The 8,101-nt window shown below is 61.3% G+C and carries 5 protein-coding genes; all 5 read right to left on the reverse strand.

Going from position 1 to position 8,101, the window contains the following annotated elements; all coding sequences use genetic code 11:
- Positions 1–1,617, reverse strand: coding sequence for a CHAT domain-containing protein (locus SO180_RS21515; protein WP_449380835.1), 1,617 nt, complete (start codon positions 1,615–1,617; stop codon positions 1–3).
- Complete coding sequence (locus tag SO180_RS21520; protein ID WP_449380836.1) at positions 1,614–4,526, reverse strand: PAS domain S-box protein; 2,913 nt, start codon at positions 4,524–4,526, stop codon at positions 1,614–1,616. The genes SO180_RS21515 and SO180_RS21520 overlap by 4 nt, the downstream gene beginning before the upstream one ends.
- A gap of 407 nt (positions 4,527–4,933) precedes the next feature.
- Positions 4,934–5,119, reverse strand: coding sequence for a hypothetical protein (locus tag SO180_RS21525; RefSeq protein WP_449380837.1), 186 nt, complete (start codon positions 5,117–5,119; stop codon positions 4,934–4,936).
- Between the two features lie 122 nt (positions 5,120–5,241).
- Positions 5,242–5,601, reverse strand: coding sequence for a hypothetical protein (locus SO180_RS21530; RefSeq protein WP_449380838.1), 360 nt, complete (start codon positions 5,599–5,601; stop codon positions 5,242–5,244).
- Positions 5,602–5,657: 56 nt separating this feature from the next.
- The gene (locus SO180_RS21535) at positions 5,658–7,586 is read right to left on the reverse strand and encodes a serine hydrolase (RefSeq protein ID WP_449380839.1); all 1,929 of its coding nucleotides are present in this window, start codon (positions 7,584–7,586) and stop codon (positions 5,658–5,660) included.
- Between the last annotated feature and the right edge of the window lie 515 nt (positions 7,587–8,101).

Here is an 8,101-nt window from a genome sequence, read left to right on the forward strand (position 1 = left end):
TTAGGACCTCATTGCCCAGTCCGTCGACTGGGCGAGCAAAATGGGCGAGATCCAGATCGGACTCTCCTCGTCATGGCTCAGCCCTTCCCAAGAGGTGCGGCAGGCCCTGCGGAAGGCAAGGCAGACGGATTGGGTCATGCACAGCTCGTTGTAAAAGGCCCTCGCGAAGTCCGGCGCGCGGTCATCCTCGACATTCCAGCGGAAACCCAGGGCATAGGGAATCCCATTCATGACCAATTGTTGCACGCTGCCCTTGGAGATGCCGCGGCACGCCGAAAGATAGACGAGCCTGGTGGCCGAAAGGCCGTGATGTGCAGCCAACTTGTCGAGCTTCAGCCCCATCGCTTCCTCTGGTTTCTCGCCGGGCAGGATGAGGGTCGCGCTCTTTTGGCCGTCGCTCCAGGCGTGGCCGGCGTAATGCAGGATTGTCGGCTGCACCTCGTGGATCCGGGCAAGTAGATGCGTTGCTGCCTTGCCCGGCGGTGCCTGGGACAAGTCGACCTCCTTGACGTCGAAATGGTCGGCTTCTCGCAGCGCGCGCAGGTATTGCAGCTCAATGTCAATGTTGCCGAGCTTATCGAACTGCTTTCCATCGTACGTGACACGCTCGTATTGCTTCGCAGGGTGTTCTCCGACCTGCGAGCGAACGAACAGCAGCGTCGCTCCTCGTGGGATACGTGTCTGGGCGGCTGGCGCCCTGAGCCGAGCTGCGGGTGGTATGCGTCGGACGATCGGGGCGTGGAGAAGCACGAATGGCCCGTTCTCCTCGGTCCGGAGATAACGAACGCTTGCTTCAAACGGTGCGGGATAGAAGTCCGCATCATTGATCACGAACCGAAATGACAGCCCCTCCAGCCCGCCGGCCGCATTCTCGATCTGCGAGAACAGTTGCTCACCAACAGCCTTGACCACGAAGCTCTTGAACAGCCGCGTCCCGACCACGCGCGTCTTGTCGAGCCAGCTCCTGGGCAAGCTCGTGCCGATCCGGTACGCGGGGTCGGCGCAGTCTTGCGGCATCTCGTCCCGGGCATAATCCTGGGCGACGGACTTGAGATCTTCCAGGTCGCTGACCGTATTCCAGCGCAGCATGGTGGCGCCATCGCCGACGCCCAGACGGCATTCGACCTTGCTGCTTTGGATCTCCGTCTCGATCACGCGAAAGCCCCCTGGGATCGCATTCGTGTTATCGGGGCGTCCGGTGAGCATTGCGATGAACGGACGCAGAATCCTATGCTGATGCAGCTGGAGCGTGTCCATCGGCAACATCAGGGCGTTGCCTGTCGCCGTGCATTCGGCCTCCAGCTCTGCGCCGGCGGCGAAATTCGGAACGATGACCAGGACGGGCGTACGGGGCTCGCGGGCTCGCACGACCTCGAAGACGCTCCGCGCGCCGCGGGTCGAGCGCGTATCCCGCCGCGCGCGCGGATCTATCGGCAACTCGGCGTCAAGGACGAGCAGCCCGGGTTCGCCGGCGGTGATCCATTCGCTTGTCTGGTCCGCGGTCTTCAGGGGTTTGGCATGCACGTCATCCCGCGCGATGTCTGCCGCGTGCAGGAGCCTGGACAGCGTGTCGAACATATCCTGTTCAGCAGTTGCTATCGCAATCTTGGCGGTCATGGCGCGGCCTCCTCGGTGCACAGCGGCAACCTGATCTCAAATCCCATGCCGTGTTGTTCGGTCAACGTGCCGCCGTGCTGCCCGACGGACATCTCAATTGCCTCAATCGCGACACTGGCCATTTCCCGGGCCCGGATTTGACTGCGCTCGATGGGGTCTGCAACCTGGCTTTCAAGAGCCTGAGTAGCAAGTTCAGGCAGGTGCATGCGTATCAAGACGTGACGCGGCGAACTCTCCGCGATTTCGACCGTCAGCTTGTCGGTCAGGGTCACGCGCAGCATGAGCAGGGAGCCCAATGCCGAGCGGAACGCAAAGCTTAGCCGCTCGGGCCAACCCTTCACGAGCACACGCGCGGCAAGGTCGATCTTGTCGATGATGGTGACTGCCTCCCGATCTTCCTGCGGCAGATTGTCGATGTCCCGGTAGAGGGCTTGCAGTACGTCGAACTCGATTGGCGCATCCCGTGGTGTCTGCTGGACGGTCAGACGGTCGGACAACCGTTCGAAAGTGAGATCGGCCTTCAAGAGGTGATTCGCAGCCTGGTCGAGCAGCCTGGCGCAGTCCTGCATCTGTTCAGGCTCGCGCAAGCGGTTCTTGGCGCTTCGTAACAGGCCGTCGGCCATCAGCAGGGGAGCGCGAGTCTGACGGGCGACGGCGGTGACCGTCTCCTCCAGATAGTGCAAGTCGCTCTCCCGGCTTTGGTCGGCGAGGTTGGTAAAGAGCCAGAGATGATGGCCGTAATCGTCATGGAGCGGATCGCAGTTTGCCAGCGTCGCCACCTCGACACGAGGCTCGGCGCCTATGAGCAGACGGATGCGGATGCGATGCTCGATGCCCGACTGGGCCAATGCCGTGCAATCCTCGTCGCGGGCGCCGAATGAAGCGAGCCGTGCGCCTCGGACCTGCCCGAACATGACTTCGGCGGCACGGTTCAGATCACGAATCTCGCCGACCGCATCTACGATTATGGCGACCTGCTCAATTCTATCCATGAGCCGCTTTTCGATCGTTTGGTGCCAACGGGCGGCGAAAATCTGCTCGCAATCGGCGGCCAGTCCGCGGGCGGCTTCCCGATCGGGTCCAAGGAACGCATTGAACTCGGAGGATTCAAGATCCAGAACCATCTCGATCTTGCCGTTCACGAACAGCGGCACCGTCATCGCCGACCTTTGATCCGGCGCAGTGCGAATGAAGCCGTAGTTTCGCTCGCAATCGGTGACGTCAGGGGCGACCAGGATCGACTGTTCGGCCAGGCAATGGCCAAGCATGCCTGCGGATAGACCCTGCGTGTATTCTTCCCGACTGCCGGCCTCCCTGACCAGGAGATCCCGGTCATTTTCGCAATGCTCAGCGAACAACACAAAGCACGAACGAGCGCGGTCGACCCGGAATACGCCGACATATTCCCAGCCAAAGCAATGCATGGTTCCCTTGGCCAGGAGTTCCGCGATCGCGTGGGTGCTGAGGGCCTTGTTCAGGTCGTCCCGGAGTCGTCGCTGAGCGAGGGCGCGGGAGCGTTCGATGGCTGCGTCCGCGGCCTGCAAGACTTCCTCGACGCCGAGATTGTGCAAGGTTCGCAGATCGGCTGCAGTGAATTTGTGGGTGCGGCTCAGCAGGCACAACGCGCTCCGGAAGCGGCCGCCGGCCTCCCGGATCGGCAGCACGATCATCCTGTCGAGCCCGTCGCGAAGGATGGCCTTGCTGACGGGATTCTCCCTCTCGTCCGGGTTAAGGCGCTCGACGAACAAGCGCAGATCGTTGTCCCAGGTCTGTCCTTGCTTGAGCCAGTCGATCACGCCGGGCGAGACTTTGAACCAGCGCGTACTCCACTCCCATTGGGGCTGCGGCACGATCGCGTGTGCCCGCCAATGATCGCATGCCTCGTTATAGATTCCGAACGTGGCCATCTCGAACGGTATGACTTTGCGGATTGCGGCAAGCGTCGCCTCGATGATTTCCTGCGGATCCTCGTGGTCAACCAGGATGGTCTTCAATTGCTGGCGGGCGAGATCTTCATCGAGCGGGGCAAAGAGCAGCCGGAGTCCGGCGCGGCCATTCGGCCCCTCCTGATAGGGCGCTCCACTGATCCTGGCGGGTTTGGATTGCCCGTCACTTGTGCGGAGTTTGACGAAATCAGAGAAACCCGTCAGCGCATCGAGCCATTCCGCTTGTTTTTCGCCAGCATCTTCCCCTTCGAGCTCGAGTGCCTCGGACAGTAGCATCTTCTTGAGGTCGGCTTCGGAGAAGCCAAGAATCTGGGTGGCGCGCTCGTTGGCAAACCGAATCCTGCCGCTCAGGTCTGTGCGGAGGACACCGTCCTGTAGAGCGTCAAGCCGGCTTCGCTCGGCGCTCTGATCGAGCAAAAGAGCGTAGTTGCCCTGCTGACCGCTTTCATCGCGTAATGGTCCGATCTCCACCCTGACCTGAAGAACGGTACCGCGGGATTGAATGTCCACGCGCAGGCTCGTGTTTGTTTCGGCCTTGAGAGCCGCACAGATGTCAGCAGCGCGGCTTCCAAAGAGGACGGGGAAGGGGGTGCCATACGTGTCCGGAGCAAGCCTGTCGAAGGCGGCGTTCGCGTAGATGATGCGACCGTCGTTGCCTAATTCGACAAAGGGGATTTGGCTTTTGTGCACAGCTTCGTCGAGCGCATCGTAGCGATCGGACAGCACATTGAGGACAGCGCACTGCGATTGAAGGATCTTGTCTATGGTTGAAGTATCCAGCCCGTGCTTCAGGGCCAGCATTTGGGTCTGTTCGTCGATCAGTGGCTGCAGTGCACTTTTCAGGCTCGTTCGCCGACCGCGAAGCGCTCCGATCACATGTCGCCGTATGCTTTGCTCCGTACTCAGGAGGTCGCGGGCCCGAACATCCAGGACGGGCGATAGTGTCGAGCTGAACTCAGGCATGGCAGCCTCACACACTCAACGTTACGCGAACGCTTACATCGATTTGACCTTAAACAGACTTCAATTGCATTTGCGTCGATTGCGTCGATGCGATTGTGGCCAGGACGAAGGAGGAGGCCGGTTGTCACCGGCCGGGACTCACAGGCCAAGGCTCCAAAGGTCAAGGCTCCAAAGGTCAAGGCTCCAAAGGTCAAGGCTCCAAAGGCCAAGGCTCAAGGGCCAACACTCGCCACGACGTCGTCCGGCTGTAGTCTAGGCGAAATACGACCTTCGAATGTGTTAGCTAATTCACAGATCAGGCTCCCAAAACAGAGAATTTCGGGTCCGAGCGGCACCTCGGCGTTCCTCGATCTTTTTCGAGGCGTAGCCGTCGCAGGGCTTTCTGGTGGCCGCGTGTAGCAAGCAACTCAGCGACGATGGCCAATCGGGAGGCCGAGCTTCAATGCCTTTTGGCGTACCGAGCCTTCCGTTCGCTTCATCTGTTTTGCTATCTTAACAACAGGCGTCTTTGCCTTTGAGTGGGCGCGAAGTTGCTTGACGTCGGCTGCGGAGTATTCGCGGCGAATAATTCTTTTCTTGGCTTTCTTGGCCATCACGACTTCCTGTTTTTGGGGAGGGCGCTTCCTAGCACGAAGGGCCAAATTGGCAATGCATTTTGGGCCATGTCACGCCGATGCGCGCGGATTGACCATGCGATCTCGGAGTGATCAGCCAATCAGCCGCAATTCCAGATCGGTCCGATTGGTGTCCGCGTCCAGCACGGGCCAAAGGTGCCGTTGTTGTAACGGCCATCATAGAAGCCGGGCCGGCCAAAATAGTGCCAGTTGCCGTCAAACCCGTAATAGCTGGGGACCGGGTCGATGTACCAGGGGCGCCGGCTGCTGCGCGCCATGCGACGCACCGCGGCCTTCTGCGCATAGGGCGGAAGGCTGTTGCTCGGCGGCTGGTGATAGCCCGGCAAGAAGCCGTAGCCACGCCAGACTGGCGCCGGCCGCTTGTGACTTGCCGCAGCCGGCGCGACGACCGGCAGCAGCGACAGAACGACGGCGATCGATGGAAACACGAGGCGCGACATCAGCAGACAATAGACGGTCGATTGTGGGGAGGCGATTCAAATCGGAGTGCTAGCCTCTATGGGACGAGCGCGCCCCGTTGCTCCAACGGTCCCGGATTGAGGACCGCGCCGTTGACCTTTCCGGCCTCGTCGCGACGGAAGGCGATCCGTGTGTGATCGCCGCTTTCGACGTGGAATTCATCTTTTGACAGGGCCGCCAGCGGCGTCGGCTGGCCCTTGTCGAAATCGAGGATCGACCAGGCGCCTGTTGCCTCGACGACGAGCTTGCCGTCCGCAACACCGACTTGAAGCGCGACACTGCGCGACGGAACTGCCTCCCGGGCAAAGGCGACAACGAGCGGATCGGTCTGCTTCGCGCGGATGATCTTGAGCTTGATCATCGCGTTTGTCGGCCCCGAAATCCGGCGAAAGGCCGCTTCCAGGCTCATGCCTCTGGCCGAGACTCCGTCGATCGCTGCTATGAGGTCTCCCGCCATGACGCCGGCCCTCGCGGCGGGGCCGCCGCCAACCGGTTTGATCACTCTTAGTCCGTCCGTCTCCACGACAACGGACTCAAGGCCGGTCCAGCCGTTGCCGTCCGCGACCGCGACTTGTCTGTCCAGCGGGCTTGCGGATCCGCCGAAAACGTAACGTCCGACATAGTCGGTGAGAGCCGCGGCATTCGACTGCTCCGAGGCGACGGGCGTGGGAGCTTCGGGAATCTTCAACGCCGCGTAGGGCAGGCGACGGATGGCGTTGAAATAGAAGCCGTTCTCACTGAACTGGCTCCGCTGCATCATCATCACCAGGATCAGCTTCTGGGCCGGATCGATCGAGAAGAACGTGCCCCAGCTTCCCTGCCAGTTGAAGCTGCCGACCGCGCCCGGGATCAGGCTGAAATCCGGGTTGGTGCGAACGGCGAAGCCGAGCCCCCAACCGGTCCCGAAAGCCGGGCCCACCTCGTGCCCTGCGAAATGGATGTCTGACGGCATCGAGTTCGTCGTCATCAGCCGGACCGTTTCCGGCTTCAGGATGCGCACGCCGTCGAGCTCGCCGCCATTGAGCAGCATCTGGCAGAAGCGCAGGAAGTCGGGGGCCGTCGAAACGATCCCGCCGCCGCCTGAAAAGAACGTCTGCGGATGCGTGACGTCGCCATCCGAAAGCGGCGCGGGCTGCGCGCCCGGTACGGCCACGAGACGGGCGAGCTTGTCCTCCGGCACGTGGAATCCGCTGTCGACCATGCGCAGCGGCGCGAACAGGCGGTTTTGCAGAAACTGGTCGAATGTCTGACCCGAGACGACTTCAATGACACGCCCGAGCACGTCGTAACCGATCGCATATTCCCAGACTTCGCCCGGCTGGTGCAGGAGCGGGAGCGTGGCAAGGCTGCCGACGAAGGAGGCGATGGGCTTGTCGCGTCGGAACGGCGCCCTGGCGCCGTAAAGCGCGTGGATCACCGCATTGCCATATCCGGGATCGGCAAAGTCGGGCCCCGTATAAACGAGGCCGGACGTGTTGCGCAGGAGGTCCCGAATGGTCATCGGCCGCTTCGCAGGTTCAAGCGCGATGAGGATGGCATCCCCGGTGGCCGGATCGGTCTTGACGACCTGAATGTCCCTGAGCTCCGGCAGATACTGCGCCACGGGCGCATCGAGCTCGAGCTTGCCGTCATCGACCAGCATCATGGTCGCGACACTGGTGACCTGCTTGGACATCGAGCCGATGCGGAAGATCGAATCCGCCCGCATCGGAATTGTCTTGTCGTGATCCGCAAAGCCGGTCGGCTGCAAATAAGCGAGCTTTCCGTTGCGGGCGATCGCCACGACGAAACCGGAGGGATCGTCCTTCTTGGTCTGCGCCTCGAACCAGGAGGTGATGCGCGCCAAACGCCGAGCCGAAAAGCCGAGGCTGTCGGGATCGCCAACGGTCTGCAAGTCGTCGGCCAGTGCTGCACCCGTCAGACAGAGCATGACCACCGCCATGCATGAGGCCCGGACGATTTTCATGGGAGAGCGCTCCCGAACCGTGATTGTCATGATGCGGCCTCACGGCCGGAGCCGCCGTTCGGCTCGATCGTCGCAGATGAGCCTTCAGCCCGTAACAAGCCCATTCTGCTCTCGAAAATCATCGACGACCAATGCGGCATCGTTCCTGCAACGGAAACCGGTCTATACGTTACGTATCGTAACGCTACATTTAGCCGCGAGTGCCGTCAACGTTCGGCAGCCTCTACGTGCGTCTGTTTTGGTGTTTTCTAGCGCACGGTGGCGTGACCCCAGCGAACTCTTAGCAATCGTTGCAGGGTGCCACTGTTTTGCCCGACGGGTCAACCGATTTTCCGAAATGCAACGCGTCTTACCAACAACCCCGGCTACTTTGCATGGGGTTGTTTTACGAGTTTTGCTTCCTAGCATTACAGTTGCCGTTTTGTCTTGAGGTGAGCTCGCTGGGCTGCGGCTTGGTGGGCTCTGCGCCAGAGTGACCATGCGACGATGCGTGTGGGTTGGATTCGCTTTCGCGC

It is taken from the genome of Bradyrhizobium sp. UFLA05-112, assembly GCF_053572325.1.

What these genes read in the sequence shown, in the direction of transcription:
- SO180_RS21520 (WP_449380836.1), bottom strand. Translation starts at nt 4,526, where the DNA reads ATGCCTGAGTTCAGCTCGACACTATCGCCCGTCCTGGATGTTCGGGCC.
- SO180_RS21530 (WP_449380838.1), bottom strand. Translation starts at nt 5,601, where the DNA reads ATGTCGCGCCTCGTGTTTCCATCGATCGCCGTCGTTCTGTCGCTGCTG.
- SO180_RS21525 (WP_449380837.1), bottom strand. Translation starts at nt 5,119, where the DNA reads ATGGCCAAGAAAGCCAAGAAAAGAATTATTCGCCGCGAATACTCCGCA.
- SO180_RS21535 (WP_449380839.1), bottom strand. Translation starts at nt 7,586, where the DNA reads ATGAAAATCGTCCGGGCCTCATGCATGGCGGTGGTCATGCTCTGTCTG.
- SO180_RS21515 (WP_449380835.1), bottom strand. Translation starts at nt 1,617, where the DNA reads ATGACCGCCAAGATTGCGATAGCAACTGCTGAACAGGATATGTTCGAC.